Source organism: Acidovorax sp. KNOB132 (assembly GCF_057541515.1).
Genome location: NZ_BAAJYT010000003.1, coordinates 1 through 23137, shown reverse-complemented (window position 1 = coordinate 23137; position 23137 = coordinate 1). Strand labels below are relative to the sequence as shown.

18 protein-coding genes and 1 pseudogene are annotated in these 23137 nt (G+C 66.6%); 15 read left to right on the top strand and 4 right to left on the bottom strand.

All coding sequences use genetic code 11. The features are described 5' to 3' along the window. Window positions 1–50: 50 nt before the first annotated feature. Window positions 51–815 (bottom strand): class I SAM-dependent methyltransferase, encoded by a 765-nt coding sequence (locus AC27IO_RS00990; protein ID WP_498736780.1) that lies wholly within the window; start codon window positions 813–815, stop codon window positions 51–53. A gap of 234 nt (window positions 816–1049) precedes the next feature. On the opposite strand from AC27IO_RS00990, the gene AC27IO_RS00985 reads away from it, so the two are divergent. Further along, a complete protein-coding gene (locus AC27IO_RS00985; protein WP_317352963.1) occupies window positions 1050–1205 on the top strand; it encodes a hypothetical protein in 156 nt (51 codons plus the stop codon). Window positions 1206–1234: 29 nt separating this feature from the next. Continuing rightward, complete coding sequence (locus AC27IO_RS00980) at window positions 1235–3154, top strand: asparagine synthase-related protein (RefSeq protein ID WP_498736778.1); 1920 nt, start codon at window positions 1235–1237, stop codon at window positions 3152–3154. Between the two features lie 256 nt (window positions 3155–3410). Here AC27IO_RS00980 and AC27IO_RS00975 read toward each other — a convergent pair whose 3' ends face one another. Continuing rightward, a complete protein-coding gene (locus AC27IO_RS00975; RefSeq protein ID WP_317352957.1) occupies window positions 3411–4322 on the bottom strand; it encodes a LysR family transcriptional regulator in 912 nt (303 codons plus the stop codon). Between the two features lie 124 nt (window positions 4323–4446). On the opposite strand from AC27IO_RS00975, the pseudogene AC27IO_RS00970 reads away from it, so the two are divergent. The 13 genes and pseudogenes from AC27IO_RS00970 to AC27IO_RS00910 all read left to right on the top strand — a co-directional run bounded on the left by AC27IO_RS00970 (window position 4447) and on the right by AC27IO_RS00910 (window position 20790). Beyond that, window positions 4447–6583 (top strand): annotated as a pseudogene (locus tag AC27IO_RS00970) (3-hydroxyacyl-CoA dehydrogenase NAD-binding domain-containing protein). Window positions 6584–6733: 150 nt separating this feature from the next. Then, a complete protein-coding gene (locus AC27IO_RS00965) occupies window positions 6734–7912 on the top strand; it encodes an acetyl-CoA C-acyltransferase (RefSeq protein WP_498736776.1) in 1179 nt (392 codons plus the stop codon). 79 nt (window positions 7913–7991) lie between these two features. Continuing rightward, window positions 7992–9188: an acyl-CoA dehydrogenase family protein gene (locus AC27IO_RS00960; RefSeq protein ID WP_498736774.1), complete on the top strand. Its 1197-nt coding sequence runs from the start codon at window positions 7992–7994 to the stop codon at window positions 9186–9188. Window positions 9189–9288: 100 nt separating this feature from the next. Further along, complete coding sequence (locus AC27IO_RS00955; RefSeq protein WP_498736772.1) at window positions 9289–10449, top strand: acyl-CoA dehydrogenase family protein; 1161 nt, start codon at window positions 9289–9291, stop codon at window positions 10447–10449. After that, window positions 10446–11252: an oxepin-CoA hydrolase, alternative type gene (locus tag AC27IO_RS00950; protein WP_498736770.1), complete on the top strand. Its 807-nt coding sequence runs from the start codon at window positions 10446–10448 to the stop codon at window positions 11250–11252. The genes AC27IO_RS00955 and AC27IO_RS00950 overlap by 4 nt, the downstream gene beginning before the upstream one ends. 40 nt (window positions 11253–11292) lie before the next feature. Continuing rightward, window positions 11293–12540 carry a CaiB/BaiF CoA transferase family protein gene (locus AC27IO_RS00945; RefSeq protein ID WP_498736768.1) on the top strand — a complete coding sequence of 416 codons (1248 nt, stop codon included), beginning with the start codon at window positions 11293–11295 and terminating at the stop codon, window positions 12538–12540. Between the two features lie 108 nt (window positions 12541–12648). Then, window positions 12649–13653, top strand: coding sequence for a Bug family tripartite tricarboxylate transporter substrate binding protein (locus AC27IO_RS00940; protein ID WP_317352939.1), 1005 nt, complete (start codon window positions 12649–12651; stop codon window positions 13651–13653). Window positions 13654–13730: 77 nt separating this feature from the next. After that, entirely contained in the window at window positions 13731–14744 is a 1014-nt protein-coding gene (locus AC27IO_RS00935) for a tripartite tricarboxylate transporter substrate binding protein (protein ID WP_284429799.1), read from the top strand. 125 nt (window positions 14745–14869) lie between these two features. Further along, on the top strand, window positions 14870–15619 hold the full coding sequence (locus tag AC27IO_RS00930; protein ID WP_284404994.1) for an electron transfer flavoprotein subunit beta/FixA family protein: 750 nt from the start codon (window positions 14870–14872) through the stop codon (window positions 15617–15619). Between the two features lie 2 nt (window positions 15620–15621). Next, window positions 15622–16554: an electron transfer flavoprotein subunit alpha/FixB family protein gene (locus tag AC27IO_RS00925; RefSeq protein WP_498736765.1), complete on the top strand. Its 933-nt coding sequence runs from the start codon at window positions 15622–15624 to the stop codon at window positions 16552–16554. Between the two features lie 79 nt (window positions 16555–16633). Continuing rightward, complete coding sequence (locus AC27IO_RS00920) at window positions 16634–18424, top strand: acyl-CoA dehydrogenase (protein ID WP_498736763.1); 1791 nt, start codon at window positions 16634–16636, stop codon at window positions 18422–18424. Window positions 18425–18530: 106 nt separating this feature from the next. Beyond that, complete coding sequence (locus AC27IO_RS00915; protein WP_284399013.1) at window positions 18531–19487, top strand: NAD(P)H-dependent flavin oxidoreductase; 957 nt, start codon at window positions 18531–18533, stop codon at window positions 19485–19487. Window positions 19488–19647: 160 nt separating this feature from the next. Beyond that, on the top strand, window positions 19648–20790 hold the full coding sequence (locus AC27IO_RS00910) for an acyltransferase family protein (RefSeq protein ID WP_317355925.1): 1143 nt from the start codon (window positions 19648–19650) through the stop codon (window positions 20788–20790). A 65-nt stretch (window positions 20791–20855) separates the two neighbouring features. Here AC27IO_RS00910 and AC27IO_RS00905 read toward each other — a convergent pair whose 3' ends face one another. Beyond that, window positions 20856–21260, bottom strand: coding sequence for a hypothetical protein (locus AC27IO_RS00905; RefSeq protein WP_284431424.1), 405 nt, complete (start codon window positions 21258–21260; stop codon window positions 20856–20858). Window positions 21261–21417: 157 nt separating this feature from the next. After that, window positions 21418–23137 (bottom strand): glycoside hydrolase family 94 protein (locus tag AC27IO_RS00900; protein WP_498736759.1); only part of this gene is annotated, 1720 nt, incomplete at its 5' end.

The following is a 23137-nucleotide window of genomic DNA, read 5'->3' as shown; positions in this document are numbered from 1 at the left end:
ATCGCTCAGGGACACAGGAGTTCAAATTCTATAGTGGCATTTCGGAGCGGTCACTGAATCCCGCTGCCCGATCCAAACGCATGAGGGGAGGATCGGCGCCGGAATACTGCCTCGTCGTCACCCTGTTTTGCGAGCCGCCGGTTGTCCGGGCCAAAAAGGGGGGTGTCCGCCCGTGCTGGTGTTGGCACGCGCAGGACCGGGTCGAACCAGCGTGCCGCGCGGGCGTCGCGCAACCGGAAGTTGGCGTGACGCAGTACCAGGAAGCCGCCAGGTCGCAAACAGCGGGCAAAATCTTCCAGTTGGGCATCGAAATCCTGGAAGCGAATGAGATGGTCGCAGCATTCGCCGCGGTGCCTGGCCAAGTCGCCCCGCCGCATCACAGCCAGGCAGAAGATCGCATCGTACGTGGCGGTAGCCTCCGCAGCGGTATCGCCTGCCACGCGAAATCGCATGCCGGGATCCGGCTGCCCCTGCTGCTGTTGAAGGCATCGGGCAATGTGGCCTGGATGGATGTCCAGGCCCGTGATGTCGGCGTGGGGAAAGTATTGGCGCAGGCTGAGGACTTCCTCGCCCGTGGAGCAGCCGAATGAAAGCAGTCTGGGAGACGCGCAGTCTGTCAGTGCTTCACGTACGAACGCGAACAGGCGAGGATATCGATTCATCGAAGTGGTGCCGTAGTCCTGGAACAGCGGTGCCGAAGAGGTCAGTCGCAGCCAGACGTAGCTGCGGCCCTCGCGATGACGCAGCGCGCGGTAGAGCAGGCGCCCTCCGACGCGCTCCAGCAGACTGCGCCAATCAAAGACGGGCCAGCTCATGGAAACGGTTTTTTGCCACACCACGCCCTGAGTGCATTGGGCAGGGGGCTGACAGGCCTGGTGTGGCGGTCGATCCGGCAAAGCCGGGCGGCAAGAAAGTGCATGGGCGATCCAACATTGGCGAACGGTGATTTCCACGGCTCGCGTGCGAGACTGGCCAGCAGACCGTCGTATCATCGGCCCGATGGTGCGGCGGGCGCCGCGTCTCGCGACTGAAACTGCAAGGATACCGAGATGAACGAACAAAATCCTCCCGTGTGCAACGATCAGCCGGCGCAAGTTGTGCGCAAGGTTTGGACGGCGCCAGTGGTCTCGTTTCTGGCGATCGAAGAAACAGCAAATGGTCCCACCATTGGCAACGATGGCGTTGGCTCGACCAACGGTTCATGAATGCGGCATTTGCCGCCGCCACGAGTTGAATGAGCGACTTCGCTGGAATCTGGCATCTGGACGGAAAGTCCGTACCCCGTGAGTGGGTCATCACGCTGGGGGAGGAATTAGAGGGGCGGGGCATCGGACCTCCCGTAATCTGGCACGGCGGCGACATGGCGATGGTGCACCGCCAGCACTTTTTCACAGACGAAGACCACTGTGAAACCATGCCGCGGGTTGGTGATTCGGGCGCCGTACTGGCGGCAGACGTTTGCCTGGGGGCACGTGCTGAACTGGCCACTGCGCTGGGCGTAACGGCACACCCCGCACGTCCCGACGGCGATCTGATGTTGGATGCTTTGCAGCGATGGGATATTCATGCGCTGTCGCGCCTTCATGGATCCTTTTCACTGGCGTTCTACAGTCCGACGCGGCGGCAGCTTTTGCTTGCGCGTGACCCTTTAGGACAGCGCTCTTTGTTCGTGCATCGCGGGCCGCGCATGATCGCGTTTTCCACGCGGTTGAGGGCTTTACTGGCGATTCCCGGGATTTCACTCGATCTGGACGAGCAGGCCTTGGCCGATCAGCTCGTCATGGACCCGTCGCGTGCCTCGCGCACGATCTACCGCGCCATTGACAGGGTGCCGATGGCGCATTTCATGGTGCTGACATGGGAGACGACCCATAGCGAACGATGGTGGCGGCCACCCGAGGCAGGCTCTTTGTGCCTGCGGAGTGATGCCGAGGTCGAGGCGGCCGCAGCCGAGGTTGTGGACCGTGCCGTGGCCGATGCGTTACGGGCACGGGGGCCCGTGGCGGCGTGCCTCACTGGAGGGCTCGACAGCGGCTCGATGGTGCTTTCCGCCTCACGGCAGCTGGCACCCGCACCCTTGCTGACCCTCACGCGGATTCCGAGGATGGAAACTGCCAGGGCCAATGCGAACCACTATTACGATGAATCGCCCCGTGCGCGCCTGCTGGCTGCAAGCCGCTCCAACATCGACTGGCATCCCGTGGGCGATGATGGCGACGATTGGGGCGAACACGATCCGGAGCGCTGGTGGAAGGAGAGCGGCCAGCCAACACGCTCGCCGCTGAACATGGCCTGGTTCTTTCCGCTTTACCGTCTGCTGCATGCACGTGGCGGGCGCGTTTTGATCGGTGGTGAGCTTGGCAATGCATTTTTCAGCTACGACGGCCTGTTGCGCCTGCCGCAACTGCTGCGCGACGGCGATTGGCGGACGTTGGCGCGGCAGACGCGTGCCCTGGCGAAGGCCGAGGGGTTGAGCGCGCGCAAAGCCTTTCAGCGCTATCTGCTGCGGCCATTTGCCCCGACGACGCTTCTGCGTTACTGGCATGGCCTGCCAGCGGCGGTATGGGAGCGTCACGGGGCCCTGCATCCCGCACTGGCGCAGGAGCTCGGCATGCACCAAAATCTGGACCGCGGTCGCTACAGGATTCGATTGGGTGGAAGCCATCGATCGTTGAGCGTGCTGCGTGAATGGCTCCTGGGCAATGCCGCTGCGATGGACGGATGGGGTGCGCTGCGTGCCATATCCGGCACCGACGTGCGCATGCCCCTGGGCGACCGGCGGGTGATCGATTTCTTCGGTGCTTTGCCACTGGACCAGTTTCTGCGCGATGGCATTCGCCGCTCCCTGCCTCGGCGCCTGCTGGCGGCACAAGGCGGTCCGGCCGAGGTGCATGCCAACCGCGCGGTGGGTGTGCAGCACGGTGACTGGTTCGCGCGCTTGAACGCGCAGCGAGGAGCGCTGCAGCAGCAACTCGATCGGTTGCACACGTCTCCTCTCGCGTGCCGTGTACTCGATCTGCAGCGGCTGCAAGGCCTGCTCGACGCCTGGCCCCACGATGCGCTCTCTGCTGAACCAAGGCGCGAGGAATATCTCAACGTGCTCTCGCACGGTTTGCAAATGGGCGGTTTCCTGGCTTGGCGAGAGCGCCGCTAGAGTGGAGGCCCATCGAACCGCCGCCCTGGCAAGCTGGGAGCATCAGGACGACTGGCATGGGTGACCTCCAGGCGCCGCAGTGCGAGCATGGCTTGCGTGAAGCCTTCAACGCATTGCACTGGCTGGGCCGAGGAAAATCCATCTTGCGCATGCTTCCCGATGCTGCGCGGTAGCGAGGGCTGCATCGCGTTGAGCGCATCTCTTTCGATGTATGGCACCCCGGCCGGCGAGCAAGGACTTGGCAGCGGCAGGAGGTTCATCTCACGCTCTCGACGGTACCGCTTCCAGGTGAGGCCTTGGCCAGAAGAAAGTCAATACAGGTGCGCACCGCCCGCGTCTGGTGGCGGTTGGGCAGATACAGCAGGTACATGTGGGTGCCGAAGATGCTCAGGCGGTACTCGTCCAGCGTGGTCAGCACCTCGCCGCTTTCCAGCTTGTCCTGCACCACGTAGTCCGGCACCAGACCGACTCCGAGGCCGGCCAGGATGCCCTGGCGCAGGAAAGGGAAATGCTCGGAGATCAGCGTGGGCTCCAGCATCACCTCATTCCGTTCGCTGCCTTGGTAGGCCGCCAGGCGCAGTTGCCGCCCGGTCACGCCGGCGGTGATCACAGGGCTGGTGCGCAGGGCGTGCAGGGTGCGCGGCAGCCCGTGGCGATGAGCATAGTCGAGGGAGGCGCAGGCGAGGTAGCGCACGGTGCCCAGGCTGCGGGCCACCAATGACAGTGGCGGCTCCTGCACCACGCGGATGGCGATATCGACTTCGTCGCGCAGATTGTCGGCGCGGTTCTCGAACAGCACGTCCAGCACGATGCCCGGGTAAGCGCGCTTGAACTCGATCAGCCAGTCGCTCACCACGATCTGTCCATAGCCGCTGGGCACGCTGATGCCCACGCGGCCCTGCAAGCCCTGGCCCAGGGTCGTGATGGCTTCACGCGCGGCCAGCATCTCGTTGTGGATGGTGCGTCCGTGCTGGTAAAGGCGCAGGCCGATCTCCGTGGGCTCCACGCGGCGCGTGGTGCGCTGCACCAGCTGCACGCCCACATCCTTCTCCAGCTTGGCGAGGTGGTAGCTCACGTTGGCGCGCGTCATCTTCAGCTTGCGGGCGGCCTGGCTCAGGTTGCCGCTGTCGATGATTTCCACTAGCAGGGTCAGCGATTGGGAGTCCATGTCTCAAGCGTATTGGTTTAAACCATTTGACAGTCTGTCAATGATTCATGGGATTGTTAGAAATCATTGTCGCCGTAAGAATGGATGCTGGACGTTCCAGATCCACAACAAAGGAGACAAACGCATGACCCGTGAGGCAGCGGCTTCCATCGTTCAAACCCGCCGACAAGGCGATGTGCTGGTGGTCGGCATCCACAATCCGCCTGTCAATGCCTTGGGCGCTGCCGTGCGCCAGGGCCTGTTGGCTGCGGTGGCGCAGGCCGAAGCCAGCGCAGCGGTGAAGGCCGTGCTGATCGTGGGCGAGGGCAAGGCGTTCATCGCTGGTGCCGATATCCGTGAATTCGGCCAGCCTGCCGTGCTGCCGTCGCTGCCTGAAGTCTGTGCACGGATCGAGGCGTGCACCAAGCCGGTCGTCGCTGCCATCCATGGTGCTGCGCTGGGCGGAGGGCTGGAGGTGGCGCTGGCGGCCCATTACCGCCTGGGCTTGCACAACGCTGCCGGTGGTGCGCAATTGGGCCTGCCCGAAGTGAACCTGGGCCTTCTGCCAGGCGCTGGAGGCACGCAGCGTGCGCCGCGCCTGATGGGTGCCAAGGCCGCAGCCGAACTGATGCTGAGCGGCAAGCCCATGTCGGCACGGGCTGCGCTGGCCGCAGGCCTGTTGGACCAGTGCGTGGAGGGCTCCGATGCCACGGCTGCAGGCTTGGCCTTTGCCAACGCCTTGCTGGCCCAGAACGCTCCGGTGCGCCGCACGCGCGACCTGCCCATTCCGGACGCGGCTGCGGCGCTGGCCGATCTGGACGCGTTGGCAATCGACACGGCCAAAAAGAGCCGAGGCTTGTTTTCACCCTCGAAGATCGTCGAATGCGTGCGCGTCGCAGTCGACTTGCCGTTCGACGAGGGACTGGCCGAGGAGCGCGCGCTGTTCGTGGAGTGCCTGAACAGCCCGCAGCGCGCTGGCCTCATTCATGCGTTTTTTTGCCGAGCGCGAGACTGCCAAGATTCCCGAGGCCCGGGCCGCAGCGCCGCGCACTGTCGATCGGATCGCCGTCATCGGGGGCGGCACCATGGGCGCGGGCATTGCGGTGTCTGCACTCGATGCCGGATTCTCGGTGGTGATGTTGGAGCGTGATGCCGAGGCCATCGCGCGGGGCCAGGCCAATGTAGAAAAAGTCTATGACGGCCTGATCGCCAAGGGCCGCATGAGTGATGAGGCCAAGGCTTCCATCCTGGCACGCTACGTGCCGACCACCCGCTATGAAGACATCCAGGCGGTGGACCTGGTGATCGAGGCCGTGTTCGAGGACATCGAGGTCAAGAAGGCCGTGTTCAAAGAGCTGGACCGTTTCTGCAAGCCCGGTGCGGTGCTGGCCACCAATACCTCGTACCTCGACATCGATGCCATTGCGGCGGCCACCTCGCGCCCGCAGGATGTGATCGGTCTGCACTTCTTCAGCCCGGCCAACATCATGAAGCTGCTGGAAATCGTGGTGCCGGCCCGGGTCGCCCCCGACGTGGTGACGACGGCCTTCGAATTGGCCAAGCGCATGAAGAAGACTCCGGTGCGCGCTGGCGTGTGCGATGGCTTCATCGGCAACCGCATCTTGGCGGTGTACAAGCAGGCCGCCGACTTCCTGATGGAAGACGGCGCTTCGCCCTATGAGATCGACGCTGCGTTGCGCGGCTTCGGCTACCCCATGGGCCCTTTCCAGGTGACCGACCTGGCGGGTGGCGACATCGGCTGGGCGACGCGCAAGCGCCGCGCTGCTACGCGCGACCCGAAGGCCCGCTATGTGGAGATCGCCGACCGCATTTGCGAGCGCGGCTGGTTCGGTCAGAAGACAGGCCGGGGCTTTTATGTGTACCCACAGCTCCCGCGCGGCCAGCCCGACTCCGAGGTGCTGGCCATCGTCGATGCCGAGCGCGCCAGGAAAGGCATCACGCCGCGCAGCTTCACCCCGGAAGAGATCGTTCGCCGCTACATGGCCGCGATGGTCAACGAAGGCGCCAAGGTCGTGGACGAGGGCATCGCGCTGCGCCCGCTGGATGTGGACGTGACCTTCCTGTCGGGCTACGGGTTCCCGCGTTTTCGCGGCGGACCGATGAAGTACGCCGACATGGTGGGGTTGGACGCCATCCTGGCAGACATCCGCGAGTTCGCGAAGGAGGACCCGCTGTTCTGGCAGCCTGCGCCATTGCTGGAAAAGCTGGTGGCCGAAGGCCGGAACTTCGACAGCCTGAACCAAGCTGCGGCAAAGGCCTGAGACGGGCGCTGTCGGTCGAAATCAAAACTGAGAGCGTTTGCTGTTGGACTGTCGGCAGATTCAGATGCCTTTGGCGCTGAATCGTCCGTGGCGCCAGCGCAAGCCGCTACTGAAAACGCAGTAAACCACCCACCGAGACAAGAGACAAACATGCGCGAAGCCGTCATCGTTTCCACCGCCCGCACGCCCCTGGCCAAGTCCCACCGCGGCGAGTTCAACGCCACCCCTGCGCCCCAGTTGGCGGCGTATTCGGTCAAGGCCGCCGTGGAGCGCGCGGGTATCGACCCGGGGATGATTGAGGACCTCATCCTGGGTTGCGGCAATCCCGAGGGCATGCAGGGCAAGAATCTGGGCCGCCAAACGGTGTTGCGGGCCAAGCTGCCGCTGTCCATCGCTGGCACCACGGTCACGCGTTTCTGCGCTTCAGGTCTGCAGGCGCTTGCCATCGCTGCCGGCCGTATCGTGGCTGAAGGCGTGGATGCCATGATCGCGGGTGGGGTGGAAAGCATCTCGGGCGCGCGCCCCCTGGGCACCCCGGCCGACCTGGACCCCTGGCTCGTGGAGCGCAAGCCCGAGCTGTTCATGGCCATGATCGACACGGCCGACGTGGTGGCCCAGCGCTATGGCATCACGCGCGAAGACCAGGACGCCTTCTCGCTGCAGAGCCAGCAACGCACCGCCGCCGCGCAAGACAAGGGCGTGTTCGCCGAGGAAATCATCGCCTGCGCCGCACGCATGGCCGAGAAGAACAAAGACTCCGGGGAGGTCACCTACTGCGACGTGATCGCCACCCGGGACAATTGCAACCGCCCCGGCACCACGCTGGAGGGGCTGGCCAAACTTGAACCCGTCAGAGGCGAGGGCCACTTCGTGACAGCCGGCAATGCCTCGCAGCTGTCCGATGGATCCAGCGCTTGCGTGCTGATGGAAGCCAGGCAGGCCGAACGCCTGGGTCTGCAGACCCTGGGCGCCTTTCGCGGCATGGCCGTGGCGGGCTGCGAACCGGACGAGATGGGCATCGGCCCGGTGTTCGCAGTGCCGAAGCTCCTGAAGCGCCATGGGCTCACGGTGGATGACATCGGGCTGTGGGAACTGAACGAAGCCTTCGCCTCGCAGGCCCTGTACTGCCAGCGGCAACTGGGCATTCCCATGGAACGCCTGAATGTCAATGGGGGAGCCATCTCCATCGGCCATCCTTTCGGTATGACGGGCGCGCGCCTGGCCGGCCATATCCTGCTCGAAGGCCGGCGCCGCAAGGCGAAGTACGGCGTGGTGACCATGTGCATCGCTGGCGGCATGGGAGCGGCCGGCCTGTTCGAGATGTATTGATGCCCCTGAATCGCTGTGCGCCGTCTCCCCGGCAGGGGCGAAAGGCGCTTGGTTCCAGGGACGACTGAGGAAATAGCAAATGGATCTCCAATTCACACCGCAGGAAGAAGCCTTCCGCACCGAAGTGCAAGCCTTCCTGAAGGCCGAGTTGCCGGTGCGCATCGCTACCAAGGTCAAGGCCGGACAGCGACTGACCAAGGCCGACCAGGAGGAGTGGCACGCCATCCTGAACGCGCGCGGCTGGCTGGCCAACCACTGGCCGCAGGAGCACGGCGGCCCGGGCTGGAGCGCGGTCGAGAAGTTCATCTTCGATACCGAATGCGCACTGGCCGGTGGCCCGCGCATCGTGCCGTTCGGCGTGAGCATGCTGGGCCCGGTACTCATCAAGTACGGCAATGAAGCGCAGAAGCGTTACTGGCTGCCGCGCATCCTGAGCGGCGCCGACTGGTGGTGCCAGGGCTATTCCGAGCCCGGCGCGGGCTCGGACCTGGCCTCGGTCAAGACCATGGCGGTGCGGCAGGGCGACCATTACGTCGTCAACGGCCAGAAGACCTGGACCACCCAGGGCCAGCACGCCAACATGATCTTCTGCCTGGTGCGCACCCAACGCGAAGCCAAGGCCCAGGCCGGCATCAGCTTCCTGCTGGTGGACATGAACAGTCCCGGCGTGGAGTTGCGCCCTATCCGCACACTGGACGGCGATCACGAGGTCAACGAAGTCTTCTTCACCGACGTGAAGGTGCCCGTGGATAACCTGGTAGGCGAGGAGAACAAGGGTTGGACCTATGCCAAGTACCTGTTGACCTATGAGCGCACGGGCATCGCGGGCGTGGGTTTTTGCATCTCGGTCCTGGCCAAGCTCAAGATCATCGCTGCCAAGGTGCAAAAGAACGGTAGGCCCATCGACCAGGACCCGCTGTTCGCCGCGCGCATGGCCCGCGTCGAGATCGACCTGGAGAACATGAAGACCACCAACCTGCGTGTGATTGCCGCCGTGGCCGGCGGCGGGGTGCCGGGCGCGGAAAGCTCCATGCTCAAGATCCGCGGCACCGAGATCCGCCAGGAGATCCTCTCGCTGATCCGCCGCGCCATGGGCCCTTATGCCGCCCCTTTCATCGAGGAAGCGCAGTACGAGGGCTACACGCAAGCGCCGGTGGGCCCGCAGGAGGCTGCAACGGCCGCCGCCAACTACTTCAACTACCGCAAGCTGTCGATCTTCGGCGGCTCCAATGAAATCCAGAAGAACATCATCTCCAAGATGATTCTCGGCCTGTAGCCATGCAAGACCCCTTGAGTCGTTTAGCGCCTGCCCCTTGCGAGGAGACGACCTGCGCGGTGGCCGCTTTCGGGCCCCATGGATTGAGAAAGAGTTTCCTATGAACTTCGTACACACCGAAGACCGCCGCATGCTGGCGGACAGCCTGAACCGCTTCATCGCCGAGCAGTACGGCATGGAGCGCCGCAACCAGCTCGCCTATGGCGACGAGGGCCACAGCCCCGCCCTTTATGCCCAGTTCGCAGAGCTGGGCGCCATCGGTGCTTTGTTTCCCGAAGCCGCAGGAGGATTTGGCGGCGGAGGTTTCGACATCAGCGTGGTGTTCGAAGCCCTGGGCAGAGGCTTGGTGGCTGAGCCCCTGCTGGGGGCCCTGGTCGTGGGCCAGGCGCTGATCGCGGCGGGCACCGAGGCGCAGAAAGCCAGGGTGCAAGACATTGCCGCCGGTGGCGTGGTCGCTGCTTTGGCCCACGACGAACCCGGCAGCCACTACGAGCTTTCCAATGTCTCGGCGACAGCTGCCAAGACCGCCCAGGGCTGGGTGCTGAACGGTGCCAAGTCGGTGGTGGCATTTGGTGGAAAGGCCGATCTGCTGCTGGTTTCCACACGCACGGCGGGCAGCCCGTTCGACACCGCCGGCATCAGTCTGTTCCTGGTAGATGGCAGTGCGGCTGGCATCGCCAAACGCGGCTACAGCCGGATTGACGGCGGCCGTGCGGCTGAACTGACGTTCACCGATGTGCAGCTTGGCTCCGAAGCGCTAGTGGGCCAGGAAGGGGAGGGCTACGCGCTGCTAGAGCTCGTGCAGGGCTATGCGCTGCTGGCACTGGCGGCCGAAGCCCTGGGTGCCATGGATGTGGCCAAGCAGAGCACTCTGGAGTACCTGCAGACGCGCAAGCAGTTCGGCGTGGCCATCGGCACCTTCCAGGCCCTGCAGCACCGCATGGCCGACCTGTTGCTGGAGGTAGAGCAGATGCGTTCGGCCGTCATCAACGCGGCCGACGCCATCGACAACGCGCGGGGCGGGGCGCGCGAACGCACTTTGTCGGCTGCCAAGTACACCGCAGGCTATGTGGGCGCGCTGGTCGCGGAGGAAAGCATCCAACTGCACGGCGGTATCGGCATGACCTGGGAGTTGCCCCTGTCGCACTACGCCAAGCGCCTGGTGCTGATCGACCATCAGTTCGGCGACGAAGACCACCACCTGGCCCGATTCATCGCTCTGGGCGCGGCATCCGCTGATTCCTCGAAAGGACGGCCATGACAGAGACCACCCCGCCTTTGCTGCAGCGGCGCGATGGCGCCGTGCTGGTGCTGAGCAACAACAACACGGCTGCGCGCAATGCGCTGTCCCCCGCGTTCTACGCCGCACTGACGCAGGCCTTGGTCGAGGCGCAGGCCGATCCTTCGGTGGGCGCTGTCGTGCTCACAGGAGAGGGCGGCCATTTCTGTGCGGGTGGCGACCTGAGGCAGTTGGCCAAACGGCGTGAGTTGAGCGTCGAACAGCGACGCGAGAAGCTCGAAGGCCTGCACGACCTCATCCGCGCCGTGCGCGACTGCGAGAAGCCCGTGATCGCTGCAGTGGAGGGCGCCGCCGCGGGTGCTGGCCTGTCCCTCGCCCTGGCGTGCGACATGCTGGTGGCGGCGCGCGATGCCGTGTTCTCCGTGGCCTATGTGAAGGTCGGCCTCACTCCCGACGGCGGTGCGACGGCGTTCCTGGCCGAGTTCGTTTCCCGTCAGGTGCTGACCGAGTTGTGCCTGACGGGCGAGCGTCTGTCGGGCGAACGCCTGCATGCCCTGGGTGCGGTCAACCGCCTGGTCGAACCGGGCAAGGCTCTGGCAGGTGCTGTGGCACTGGCCACCAGCGTGGCGGACGGTCCGCAACGGGCGATGGCACGCATCAAGGCCTTGTGCCGTACTGCGCCCCATGCGTCGCTGGAGGAACAGCTGGAAAGTGAAGCCCGCTTCATGGTGATGTCGCAAGCCACCGAAGAGTCGCGCGAAGGCATCGGCGCGTTCCTGGAAAAGCGCACGCCGGACTTTGCACCGCTGCGCGGTGCGGACTGACGCGCGCATGCCCACTACGACCAACACAGGAGACAACACCATGACCGCCCCAGACCCGTCACAGGACATCGATTTTCCGCTGGAAGGCGTGCGCGTGCTCGATCTGTCGCGCGTGTTCGCCGGGCCGCTGTGCGGCCAGGTGCTGGCCGATTTCGGCGCCGAGGTCATCAAGGTCGAGCACCCGGGCCGCGGCGATGACACGCGCGACTGGGGCTTGCGCATCGGCAAGACCGAGACCACTTACTACAACAGCATGAACCGCAACAAACGGTCCATTACGATGGATCTGCAAAGCCCCGAGGGCCTGCAGATCATCCGTGACCTACTGCCGCAGTTCGATGTCGTCATCCACAATTTCAAGACCGGTGGGGCCGAGAAGCTGGGCCTGGGCTACGAGCAGTTGAAGGCGCTGCGGCCTGGCCTGATCTATTGCGCAGTGGCTGGCTACGACAGCAGCGGCCCGGAGGCCAAACGCCCTGGCTACGACTTGGTGATCCAGGGCGAGACGGGCCTGATGGCGCTCAACGGCGAGGCCACGCAGCCACCGCTGAAATTCGGCGTGGCCGTGGTGGACCTGATGACCGGCATGTACGCCGCGCAGGCCGTGTTGGCGGCGCTGTTTCGCCGGGAGCGCACTGGGCACGGCCGGCTCATCGAAATGGCTTTGTACGACTGCGGCATCATGGTCACAGGCTACTACGGCCTCGACGCCATGCAGCTGGGCCGCGATCCGGAGCGCTACGGCAATGCGCACCCATCCATCGTTCCCTACGGCATGTACGACGCGGCCGATGGTCCGTTGATCATCGCCGTAGGCAACAACGCGCAGTTCGACAAGTTCTGCCGCCAGGTCATCGAGCGGCCCGACATCGTGGAAGACCCGCGCTTTTCCACCAACGTGAACCGGGCCAGGAACCGCGTTGAACTGGGCCCCTTGTTGAAGGCACTGATCCATGCCTTCCCGCGCGATCTGCTGCTGGAGCGCCTCACGGCCGCCGGCATTCCCTGCGGCCGTGTGGCGGGGTTGCATGAGGCGCTGACCAGCGAGAGAACTCGCCGCAGCGGCCTGCTGCGCGACATGCCGCACCCCGTGGTCGGAACCACGCCCGTCTTTGCACCTCCTTACCGCATGGACGGCCGGCGCCTGCCCATCCGCAGCGCGCCGCCCACGCTGGGCGAGGGCACACGCGAGGTGCTGCACCGCCTGCTGTCGATGAGCGACGCCGAACTGCAGCAACTGCAGCAGCGCGGCGTGCTGACCTTGCCGGACGATTCGCCACCGGCCTGAAGGCCTTCCATTTCACCGCCCGGTCCCTTGCGAAAACACCGCATCAGATGGTGCATGGGGCCGTTTTCATCCCTTGACGACGATCGCACTGATCCAGGAGACAACGCTATGGGAATCCAATACAACCGCCGCAACCTGCTTCAGGGGCTGGCGGCGCTGGGGGGCACCAGCCTGCTTGGCCAGGCCGCAGCGCAAACCGCCAAAGCAGCCTGGCCGACCAAGCCCATCCGGCTGATCGTGCCGTTCAACGCCGGGGGGGCGACGGACATCATCGCCCGCACGGTGGGCGAAGCGCTAGCAAAACGCGTGGGCCAGCCCGTGGTGGTGGACAACCGGGGTGGTGCCGCCGGCATCCTGGGTACCGACGCAGTCGCCAAGGCCGCATCCGACGGGCACACCCTGCTGGTATCGCTCAGCACATCGATGCTGATCAACCAGTTTCTGTACACCAAGCTGCCCTACGACCCGCAGAAGGACATCACGCCCATCACCCAGATCGCGGCAGCGCCCGTCACGCTGGTGGTGCACCCGTCGGTGCCCGCGAGCAATATGAAAGAGTTGCTGGCCTACGTGAAGGCCCACAAGGGCAAGCTCTCGTACGGTTCCTGGGGCGTGGGTTCCTACGCGCACCTGGCCGGGGCCTACATGAGCAAGACGATGGACGCCGACATGACCCACGTGGCTTACAAGGGCGAGGCACCCATGATCCAGGAGCTGATCGGCGGCCAGCTGCAGCTGTGCTTCTCCAGTGCGCTGAACACCAAGCCCTTCATCGATGCGGGCCGCCTGAAGGCCATCGGCGTGACGGGCAAGCAGCGCATGGACATTCTGCCCACGCTGCCCTCCATCTACGAGCAAGGGGTGCCGGACGATGCGTATGCCATCTTCGGCTGGGTGGCCATGGGTGCTCCTGCCGGACTGCCCAAGGAGATCGTGGACCAGCTCTACGGCCACCTGCGCGAGATCGCCAAGGACCCGAAGGTGCTGGAGCGCACCGTTGGGGCCGGCTTCATGCCCCTGATGAACAGCCCGGAAGCCTTTCGCGAGAACTACCAGCGCGATATGCCTGTCTGGAAGGCTTTGGTCGACGAAGCTGGCGCCAAGCTCGACTGAAACCTGGCGGCCGCAGCTCAGCAACGAGTCAGTGGCGGCCCCTGCAATGACTGACCGATGGATTGACGGGAAACACCATGCCTTTGCCTCACAAAACGTTTCTTGCCTGCACGCGCCGGAACACCCTTCTGGCGCTGGCCGCCGCCCCCTGGCTTTTCGGGAGCGCCAGCGCGCAGCAAGCGGCGGCCGTCTGGCCGACCAAGATGATCAAGCTGGTGGTGCCTTTTCCGGCAGGGGGGCCCACGGACACGGCTTCGCGCATCGTCGGGCAGAAGCTGGCCGACCGGTTGAAGCAGTCCGTAGTGGTGGACAACCGTCCGGGTGCCTCGGGCTCCATCGCCGCCTCCCAGGTGGCCAAGGCCGACCCGGATGGCTACACCTTCATGATGCTGGCCACTCCGACCTTGCTGGCCCCGCATCTCTACAAGAAGCTGAGTTACGACACGGTGAAGGATTTCACCCCCGTCGCCACGGTCTATGACCTGCCCATCGTGGTGGTGGTCAACCCGGCGCAGTTGCCGGACGTGACCGACCTGCGCACGCTCATTGCCCACGCCAAGGCGCAGAAGACGCCGCTCAACTACACCAGTTCCGGGACCGGCAGCTTTGGCCATCTCAGCATGGAGTTGCTCAAGCAGATGGGCCATTTCGACATGCAGCATGTGCCCTACAAGGGCGGCGTTCCTGCCATCACCGACACCATCGGCGGCCAGGTGCCCATCATGTATGCCGACCTGGTCGCTGCACTTCCGCATATCCAGGCCGGCAAGCTGCGGGCCATCGCCGTGGGCTCACCCCAGCGCGTCAGCATGCTGCCGGATGTGGCAACCATCGCCGAGCAAGGCTTCAAGGGTTACGACGCCGTGTCCTGGGGCGGACTGCTTGCACCACCCGGTACGCCGAAACTGGTGGTGGACCGGGTGGCGAACGAGGTCAAGCAGATCCTGGCTGAAAAAGAAACGCAAGAGAAGCTGCTGCACGCTGGCGCCATCGCGCGTTTCGAAGACCCCGCGCAGATGGGTAAGCATGTTCAGCAAGACTATGCCAAATGGGGCCAACTGATCCGAGACAAAGGCATTGCGTCGGAGTGATCCGTGCAGCAATCCATCGTCCGCCTCATGGGTGAAGTCCAAGCACCCGTCAGCGAGCGCGTGGCTGGAGTGGTCCGCCGAGCACTCCTTCAACCCATCCTTTAAACACAGGAAAGAACACTGCCATGAAAATTCTGGTCCCTGTCAAGCGCGTGGTGGACTACAACGTGAAGGTCCGGGTGAAGTCGGACAACACGGGTGTGGACATCGCGAACGTGAAGATGAGCATGAACCCCTTTGACGAGATCGCCGTCGAGGAGGCCGTGCGCCTGAAGGAAAAGGGCGTGGTGACCGAAGTCATCGCCGTCTCCTGTGGCGTCGCGCAGTGCCAGGAAACGCTGCGCACCGCGATGGCCATCGGTGCCGACCGTGCCATCCTGGTGGAGACCACCGAAGAGCTGCAGCCCCTGGCCGTGGCCAAGATCCTGAAGGCGCTGGTGGACAAGGAGCAGCCCCAGCTCATCATCCTGGGCAAGCAGGCCATCGACGACGATGCCAACCAGACCGGGCAGATGCTCGCCGCGCTCGCCGACCTGCCCCAGGCCACCTTCGCCTCCAAGGTGGAAGTGAGCGGCGACAAGGTCAACGTCACGCGTGAAGTCGATGGCGGGCTGGAGACCATCTCCCTCACGCTGCCGGCCGTGGTCACCACCGACCTGCGCCTGAACGAGCCGCGCTACGTCACCTTGCCCAACATCATGAAGGCCAAGAAAAAGCAGCTCGACACCGTCAAGCCCGAAGACCTCGGTGTGGACGTGAAGCCCCGCCTGAAGACCCTGAAGGTCTCCGAACCCCCGAAGCGCGGCGCCGGCATCAAGGTGCCCGACGTGGCCGCCCTGGTGGACAAGCTCAAGAACGAAGCAAAGGTGATCTGAACATGACAGCCCTCGTAATTGCCGAACACGACAACGCCAGCATCAAGCCCTCCACCCTGAACACCGTGACGGCCGCCGTGGCCTGCGGTGGCGACGTGCACGTGCTGGTGGCGGGCAGCGGCGCCGATGCCGCCGCCCAGGCCGCCGCGCAGATCGCCGGCGTCAGCAAGGTCATCCTGGCCGATGGCGCGAGCCTCAAGGACGGCCTGGCCGAGAACGTCGCCGCCCAGGTGCTGGCCATCGCTGGCCAATACAGCCACATCCTGTTCCCCGCCACCGCGGGCGGCAAGAACGTGGCCCCCCGCGTGGCCGCCAAGCTCGACGTCGCGCAGATCAGCGACATCACGAAGGTCGACAGCCCCGACACCTTCGAGCGCCCCATCTACGCCGGCAACGCCATCGCCACCGTGCAAAGCAGCGATGCGACCAAGGTCATCACCGTGCGCACCACCGGCTTCGATGCCGCGGCCGCCACGGGGGGCTCGGCCGCGGTCGAGAAGCAGGAGGCCGCCGCCGACTCGGGCAAGAGCAGCTTCGTGGGCCGCGAGGTCACCAAGAGCGACCGCCCCGAGCTCACCGCCGCCAAGATCATCGTCTCGGGCGGGCGTGCGCTGGGCAGCAGCGAGAAGTTCAACGAAGTGATGACGCCCCTGGCCGACAAGCTGGGTGCGGCGATCGGCGCGAGCCGCGCGGCGGTGGATGCGGGCTACGCGCCCAACGACCTGCAGGTGGGGCAGACGGGCAAGATCGTGGCGCCGCAGCTGTACATCGCGGCGGGCATCTCGGGCGCGATCCAGCATCTGGCGGGCATGAAGGACTCCAAGGTGATCGTGGCGATCAACAAGGACCCGGAGGCGCCGATCTTCAGCGTGGCCGACTACGGCCTGGAGGCCGACCTGTTCACGGCCGTGCCGGAACTGGTCAAGGCGCTCTGATCGCGCGGCCCCGTTCCCCGGAAGGCATCGCTTGCGATGCCTTTTTTTCCGACATTTTTCGCCCCCGGAGACTTCTTCCATGAGTTATACCGCCCCCGTCAAGGACATGCTGTTCGCGATCGAGCACCTGGCGAACATCGAGCAAGTGGCCCGGCTGCCCGGCTTCGAGGACGCCGGCCTCGATACCGCCCAGGCGGTGCTGCAGGAATGCGCCCGCTTCAACGAGGGCGTGGTGGCGCCATTGAATGGGGTGGGGGACCGCAACCCGTCGTCCTGGAAGGACGGGGTGGTCACGACCACGCCGGGGTTCAAGGAGGCCTTTCGCCAGTACGCCGAGGGCGGCTGGCAGGGCCTGCAGCACCCGGCCGACTTCGGCGGCCAGGGCCTGCCCAAGACCATCGGCGCGGCCTGCATCGAGATGTGCAACAGCGCCAACCTGAGCTTCGCGCTGTGCCCGCTGCTGACCGACGGCGCCATCGAGGCGCTGCTCACGGCCGGCAGCGATGACCTCAAGGCCACCTACCTCGAAAAGCTGGTGACCGGCGAGTGGACCGGCACGATGAACCTCACCGAGCCGCAGGCCGGCTCGGACCTGGCGCTGGTGCGCACGCGCGCCGAGCCGCAGGGCGACGGCACCTACCAGGTGTTCGGCACCAAGATCTTCATCACCTACGGCGAGCACGACATGGCCGCCAACATCGTGCACCTCGTGCTGGCGCGCGTGCAGGGCGCGCCCGAGGGCGTGAAGGGCATCAGCCTGTTCGTGGTGCCCAAGTTCCTGGTCAACGCCGATGGCAGCCTGGGCAAGCGCAACGATGCGCACTGCGTTTCCATCGAGCACAAGCTGGGCATCAAGGCATCGCCCACCGCGGTGCTGCAGTTCGGCGACCACGGCGGCGCCGTGGGCTACCTGGTGGGCGAGGAAAACCGCGGCCTCGAATACATGTTCATCATGATGAACGCGGCCCGCTACGCCGTGGGCGTGCAGGGCATCGCGGTGGCCGAGCGCGCCTACCAGCAGGCCGTGGCCTACGCGAAGGACCGCGTGCAGAGCCGGCCCGTGGACGGCAGCGTGAAGGCCAGCGCCACCATCATCCACCACCCCGATGTGCGCCGCATGCTCATGACCATGCGCGCCTACACCGAAGGCTGCCGCGCCATGGCCACCGTGGCCGCGGCCGCCTACGACGCCTCGCACCACCACCCCGATGCCGAGACGCGCCGGCAGAACACGGCGTTCTACGAATTCATGGTGCCGCTGGTCAAGGGCTACAGCACCGAGATGAGCCTGGAGGTCACCAGCCTGGGCGTGCAGGTGCACGGCGGCATGGGCTTCATCGAGGAGACCGGCGCCGCGCAGCACTACCGCGACGCGAAGATCCTCACCATCTACGAAGGCACCACCGCCATCCAGGCGAACGACCTCGTGGGCCGCAAGACGGCGCGCGACGGCGGCCAGACGGCCAAGGCCATCGCCGCGCAGATCGCGGCGACCGAGGGCGAGCTCGACGCCAGCGGCACGCCCGCTGCCCGCGCCGTGGCCCGGCGCCTGTCCCAGGCCCGCGCGGCGTTCCTGGAGGTGGTGGATTTCATCGCCGCCAGCGCCAAGGCCCAGCCCAACGCCGCCTATGCGGGCAGCGTGCCGTACCTGATGCTGGCCGGCAACCTGGTGGCGGGCTGGCAGATGGGCCGCGCGCTGCTGGCCGCGCAGCGGCTGTTGCCGGAGGGACAGGACGAAGCCTTCCTGCGCGCCAAGATCGCCACCGCGCAGTTCTACGCGGACCACATCCTGGTCAAGGCCGGCGGCCTGCGCGATGCCATCGTGGAAGGTGCCGACAGCGTGACCGCGCTGGCGCCCGAGGCGTTCTGACACTGCTTTGGCTGCCTTGATTGCTATTGAATCGATAGCTGAATGCCCTAGAGCAATATGCGCTGGGGCCTTTTTTCGTCATTAATACCAACCCCGGAGACCGTCCATGTCCCAGTTGCCACCGGCGCTTCAGAAACTCTCGCTGCCCGTCATCGGTTCGCCGCTGTTCATCATCAGCAACCCCCAGCTGGTGATCGCGCAGTGCAAGGCGGGCATCGTGGGCTCGATGCCCGCGCTCAACGCCCGCCCGGCCGAGCAGCTGGACGACTGGCTGGCCGAGATCACCGAGGCGCTGGCGGCGCATGACAAGGCGCACCCCGACCGGCCTTCGGCCCCGTTCGCCATCAACCAGATCGTGCACAAGAGCAACGACCGACTGGAGCACGACATGCAGGTCTGCGCCAAGTACAAGGTGCCGATCGTCATCACCAGCCTGGGGGCGCGCGAGGACGTGAACCAGGCCGTGCACGGCTGGGGCGGCATCGTGCTGCACGACATCATCAACAACAAGTTCGCGCACAAGGCGATCGAGAAGGGCGCCGACGGCCTCATTGCCGTGGCCGCGGGCGCGGGCGGGCATGCGGGGGTCAAGAGCCCCTTCGCGCTGATCCAGGAGATCCGCCAGTGGTTCGACGGCCCCGTGGCGCTGTCCGGCGCGATCGCCTCGGGCGGCGCCGTGCTGGCCGCGCAGGCCATGGGGGCCGACTTCGCCTACATCGGCTCGGCCTTCATCGCCACGCACGAAGCGCGGGCGCAGGAGGCCTACAAGCAGGCCATCGTGGACGGCAACTCCGACGACATCGTCTACAGCAACCTGTTCACGGGCGTGCACGGCAACTACCTGGCGCCCTCGGTGCGCGCGGCCGGGCTCGACCCCGACCACCTGCCCGAGTCCGACCCAAGCAAGATGAATTTTGGCGGCGACGCCAAGAAGGCCTGGAAGGACATCTGGGGCTGCGGCCAGGGCATCGGCGCGATCACCGAGGTGACCGGCGCGGCCGACCTCGTGGCCCGCCTGCGCCGCGAGTACCAGGCCGCGCGGGGCCGCCTGGCCGTCCTCTGAGCCGCGCCGCCGGGCCGGCTGCCCCGGCCCGGGACGCTATACTTTTCGACCCCCGCGCTCCCGGCGCTGCCGCATGGCAGTGCCGGGAGCGCTTTTTTGCGGGCCCGCGGGCACTTTGCCGCGCGGCCCGTTCCATGGTTCGTCCCTCGCCGGTTTCCGCATGTCCTCCGCCTCCCGCAGTTCCCTGATCGACACGGTCAAGGGCCTGGCCTGCGCGACCATCGTCGCGCACCACCTGGTTTTCTACGGCCCCATGTCCGATGTGGCCCTGCCGCTGATGCCGCAGGTGATGGCGTGGCTGTCCCAGCATGGGCGGATGGCCGTGCAGGTGTTTCTGGTCCTTGGCGGCTACCTGGCCGCGGCCAGCCTGGCGCCCACCGGCGCGGCGCGCTTCGACAGCGCCTCCGAGCAGATCGGACGGCGGTTCGTGCGGCTGGCCGTGCCCTACGCCGTGGCCCTGGTGCTGGCGGTGCTGGCATCCGCCGCGGTGCGGCCGTTCCTGGATCACCCCTCGGTGCCGGGCGAGCCCAGCCCCACCCAGCTGGTGGCGAACGCGCTGATGATCCAGGACATCGTGGGCGAGGAGGCGCTGTCCGCCGGGGTCTGGTACGTGGGCATCGACTTCCAGCTCTTCGCGCTGGCGGCGCTGCTGTTCTCGGCCGTGCGCCGCTGGCCGGGCGTGAGCCGGCCCCAGGCGGAGCGCCTGGGCAAGGCGCTGGTGCTGGCCGGCACGGCGCTGTCCCTGCTGTGGCTCAACCGCGAGCCGGGCCTGGACATGTGGGCCTGCTATTTCTTCGGCTCGTATGGCCTGGGCATGCTGGCGTGCTGGACCGTGCGCGCGCCCCGTGCGCGGGCGGGGCTGCTGGCCATCGCCGCGCTGGGGGTGGTGGCGTTGGCGGTGGAGTTCCGCGAACGCATCGCGGTGGCCTGGGTGGCCGCGCTGGTGCTGGTGCTGTGGCTGCGCTGGGGGCAGCCCTGGCTGTCGGCGCGCTGGCCCGCCGGGGCACCCAGTGCCGTGCCCCATCCCCTGGAGCGGCTGGGGCGCATGTCGTACTCGGTGTTCCTCGTGCACTTTCCCGTGTGCCTGCTGGTGAATGCCGTGTTCCAGCAGGCCTGGCCGGACTCCGCCGCGATGAACCTGCTGGGCATGGCCACCGCCTTCGGCCTGTCGCTGGCTGCGGGGCGCCTGCTGTACTGGCGGGTGGAGCGCCACGTGCCGTCGTGGACGGTGGCGCTGCGCTGGCAGGCCGGGCTCGTGGGCACCGGCGTGGTGGTGGCGTTCGCGGCCGGGCGCTTCGGCTGATCAGGCCCGGCGGTGGGCCCGTGCGTTCAGGCTCGGGGCCCCGCCATGCCAGGCCGGGATGACGCTCAGGCGGGGTCCTTCGCCACCTCGCGCCCGCGGCGGCGCCAGTCGATGAACCAGGCCATGAAGGGCAGGATGAGCATGGAGCCGGGCACCACCCACACCAGCAGGTAGGGGCTGACCGACGAGGCCGAGCGCATCACGCTGCGCAGCCGGTCGCGCTCCTCGGCCGTCCACAGCCCCTGGCGGCGCTGCTGCACCAGCCACGTCACCGACCCCTTCATGGTGGCCAGTTCCTTGAGGAAGCGGTTCTTCTCCCGGTTGCTGCCCGCCAGGAAGGCGCAGAACCATTCCGGTGCGCACTCGACGCGGCGCTGCAGGGCCGCGGCGGACGCGGGATCGGACGCCTGCGTCAGGGCGGTGTCGGGCGGAAGCGGGGGCTCCGGATCGTGGGGAGAAGCGGTGGTCATGGGTTGGGGGGCGTTCACTGCGCAGTGCCGGGCGGGTTGCCTGCAGGCGTGCCCTCCGACTGTGCCACAGAGCGAAATCCATGGTGGGCCAGAGTGTACTGAGTGTCTGTATTTAAATACAGTATGGGCGGGCTTTGGTGCACGGGGCGCACCGCGATCAGAGCGTCAGCAGCAAATCATGCCCTCCACCGTCGAGCGGCACGCGCACGCCGCTGTCTTCGCAGGGCACGGAGACACCGTCCAGCCAGGCCTGCGGCGGGCCGCCGGCACCCGGGGCACGGGCGACGCGGATCGCGCAGTGGCTGGTGCCGATGGTGACCGTCGCCTCGAACCCCGGCCAGTCCGCAGGAATGCAGGGCCGCACCCGCAGCGCCGTGCCTTCTCGGCGCAGCCCCAGGATGCCTTCGATGCCCGCGCGGTACATCCAGGCGGCCGAGCCGGTGTACCAGGTCCAGCCGCCGCGCCCGGCATGCGGGGGCACGGCATAGACGTCGGCCGCGACCACGTAGGGCTCGACCCGGTAGCGGGCGACCTGCTCGGGCGTGCTGGCGTGCAGGATGGGGTTCACCAGCCGGAACAGCGCGGCGGCCCGGTCGCCATCGCCTTGCTGCGCGAAGGCGAGGATGGACCACATGGCGGCGTGGCTGTACTGGCCGCCGTTCTCGCGCAGGCCGGGCGGGTAGCCCTTGATGTACCCCGGGTCGCGCGGCATCTGGTCGAACGGGGGGGCCAGCAGCAGCGCGAGCCCGTCGTCCTGGCGGATCAGGTGCCGCTCCAGCGAATCCATGGCCTGGGCGGCCCTTGCCGGGTCGGCGGCCCCCGACAGCACGGCCCAGGCCTGGGCGATGGCGTCGATGCGGCACTCTCCGCTGTCCTGCGAGCCCAGCCAGGTGCCGTCGTCGAAAGTGGCGCGGCGATACCAGGCGCCGTCCCATGCCACCGCCTCGATGGCGGCGCGCACCGATTCCGCGTGCGCGCGCCAGAGCGCGGCCCGGGCGTCGTCCCGACCTTCGGCCAGCGGCGCGAAGAGGGCGACGGTGCGGATCAGCAGCCAGCCCAGCCACACGCTCTCGCCTTGCCCTTCGGCGCCCACGCGGTTCATGCCGTCGTTCCAGTCGCCGGTGCCGATGAGCGGCAGCCCCTGCCGGCCCGTGAGCGCCATGCACTGGTCCAGCGCGCGGGCACAGTGCTCGAAGAGCGAGGCCGACTGCCCGGACGGCATGGGCTGGAAGAACGCATCGTGTTCGCCGGGCTGCAATGCGGGGCCTTCGAGGAAGGGCACGGCTTCGTCCAGCACGGCGCGATCGCCCGAGGTGGCGACGTACTCCGCCGCCGCATAGGCCAGCCAGGCGCGGTCGTCCGAGATGCGGGTGCGCACGCCCTGGCCGGAGTGCGGCAGCCACCAGTGCTGCACGTCGCCTTCCGGGAACTGGCGGCCGGCGGCGCGCAGCAGGTGCGCTCGGGTCTGCTCCGGGTGGGTGAAGCGCAGCGCCATCCCGTCCTGCAACTGGTCGCGGAATCCGTAGGCGCCGCTGGCCTGGTAGAAGGCCGCCCGGGCCCAGAGCCGGCAGGCGATGGTCTGGTAGAGCAGCCAGCCGTTGAGCAGGATGTCCATGGCCCGGTCGGGCGTGCGCACCTGCACCGCGCCCAGCGTCTGCCGCCAGCCTGCGGTCACCTGCGCCAGCACGGCGTCGAGATCGCAGGTGCGGTAGCGGGCGATGAGCGCCTGCGTGGCCTGCAGCGAGTCGCCTTGCCCCAGCAGGGACACCACCTCCACCGAAGCCCCTGGGGCCAGTTCGACCACGCACTGCAGCGCCGCGCAGGGGTCGAGCCCGGCGCCCGTGCGGCCCGACAGCGGCACATGGCCTGTGAGCGCG

Coding starts and splice junctions, on each gene's coding strand:
- AC27IO_RS00990 (WP_498736780.1), bottom strand. CDS start 815: ATGAGCTGGCCCGTCTTTGATTGGCGCAGTCTGCTGGAGCGCGTCGGA.
- AC27IO_RS00985 (WP_317352963.1), top strand. CDS start 1,050: ATGAACGAACAAAATCCTCCCGTGTGCAACGATCAGCCGGCGCAAGTT.
- AC27IO_RS00980 (WP_498736778.1), top strand. CDS start 1,235: ATGAGCGACTTCGCTGGAATCTGGCATCTGGACGGAAAGTCCGTACCC.
- AC27IO_RS00975 (WP_317352957.1), bottom strand. CDS start 4,322: ATGGACTCCCAATCGCTGACCCTGCTAGTGGAAATCATCGACAGCGGC.
- AC27IO_RS00965 (WP_498736776.1), top strand. CDS start 6,734: ATGCGCGAAGCCGTCATCGTTTCCACCGCCCGCACGCCCCTGGCCAAG.
- AC27IO_RS00960 (WP_498736774.1), top strand. CDS start 7,992: ATGGATCTCCAATTCACACCGCAGGAAGAAGCCTTCCGCACCGAAGTG.
- AC27IO_RS00955 (WP_498736772.1), top strand. CDS start 9,289: ATGAACTTCGTACACACCGAAGACCGCCGCATGCTGGCGGACAGCCTG.
- AC27IO_RS00950 (WP_498736770.1), top strand. CDS start 10,446: ATGACAGAGACCACCCCGCCTTTGCTGCAGCGGCGCGATGGCGCCGTG.
- AC27IO_RS00945 (WP_498736768.1), top strand. CDS start 11,293: ATGACCGCCCCAGACCCGTCACAGGACATCGATTTTCCGCTGGAAGGC.
- AC27IO_RS00940 (WP_317352939.1), top strand. CDS start 12,649: ATGGGAATCCAATACAACCGCCGCAACCTGCTTCAGGGGCTGGCGGCG.
- AC27IO_RS00935 (WP_284429799.1), top strand. CDS start 13,731: ATGCCTTTGCCTCACAAAACGTTTCTTGCCTGCACGCGCCGGAACACC.
- AC27IO_RS00930 (WP_284404994.1), top strand. CDS start 14,870: ATGAAAATTCTGGTCCCTGTCAAGCGCGTGGTGGACTACAACGTGAAG.
- AC27IO_RS00925 (WP_498736765.1), top strand. CDS start 15,622: ATGACAGCCCTCGTAATTGCCGAACACGACAACGCCAGCATCAAGCCC.
- AC27IO_RS00920 (WP_498736763.1), top strand. CDS start 16,634: ATGAGTTATACCGCCCCCGTCAAGGACATGCTGTTCGCGATCGAGCAC.
- AC27IO_RS00915 (WP_284399013.1), top strand. CDS start 18,531: ATGTCCCAGTTGCCACCGGCGCTTCAGAAACTCTCGCTGCCCGTCATC.
- AC27IO_RS00910 (WP_317355925.1), top strand. CDS start 19,648: ATGTCCTCCGCCTCCCGCAGTTCCCTGATCGACACGGTCAAGGGCCTG.
- AC27IO_RS00905 (WP_284431424.1), bottom strand. CDS start 21,260: ATGACCACCGCTTCTCCCCACGATCCGGAGCCCCCGCTTCCGCCCGAC.